1 protein-coding gene is annotated in these 853 nt (G+C 59.9%); it reads right to left on the bottom strand.

Translation table 11 applies throughout. The features are described 5' to 3' along the window. A protein-coding gene (locus ACODRZ_RS26765) for an IS5 family transposase (RefSeq protein ID WP_488973194.1) occupies positions 1-766 on the bottom strand; the annotation gives its coding sequence in 2 pieces (ribosomal slippage) (positions 1-454 and positions 454-766; 767 coding nt annotated over the 2 pieces). This gene is flagged as partial in the annotation. Positions 767-853: the final 87 nt, after the last annotated feature.

The raw sequence follows: 853 nt of genomic DNA, 5'->3' as shown, positions 1-853 counted from the left end.
TAGGAGGCGTTGACAAATTGGCGGGTCCACAGTCGGATTGAGACGATGTGGATGAAGCCGAGATAGCTGTCGGCGGTTTTGTTGTAGCGGGTTGCCAGTCTCCGTGCGTTTTTGAGCTTGTTGAAGCAGCGTTCGACCATGTTGCGCAGGGCATAGATGGCGGCATCGACCGGCAGTTGGATCAGCCGGTTGCGCTTGGTCGGGATCATGGCGGTGCCGCCGCGCTTCTCCATATCTTCGCGAATGAAGTCAGCATCATAGCCCTTGTCGGCCAGCAGTACCTTGGGCGCTGGCCCGTCGGCTTCCATGACTGGCATGTAGCCCTTGAAGTCAGACGCCTCGCCGCCGGTCAGCGCCACCGCTATGGGCAGGCCTAGCGCATTGATGCGGAGGTGGATCTTGGTCGTAAAGCCACCTTTTGAGCGGCCAAGACCCTGACACGGAGTCCCCCTTTAGCGCCGGCTGAACAGTGGTGCGCCCGGGTTAGTGTGCTGTCGATCATCTGCAGGCTGGGGTTGCCGTCCCCGCTTTCGTTGAAGGCTTCGAGCAGCAACTCCCACAAGCCCGACAGCGTCCAGCGCCGGAACTGGCGGTAAACCGATGACCACTTGCCAAAATGCTCGTGCAGATCGCGCCAGGCCACGCCCGTCCGTGCGATCCAGAAAATCCCATCCAGAACAAGGCGGTGATCTCGCGGGCGCCTCCCGCTGCGCGCTCCGCGCTCGATCACGAATGGCTCAAGACACGCCCATTCCTCGTCGCTCATCAAACCCCGGATCAAGGAAGCCTCCCAAAAGCCACCATGAATCAGAACTTACGCGACTTGGGAATCCTCTTTGTCAACATGACCTAG

The organism is Novosphingobium sp. FG90 (assembly GCF_057808725.1).
The sequence above is the reverse complement of the archived record's forward strand: the minus strand, read 5'-3'. Positions and strand labels throughout refer to the sequence as shown.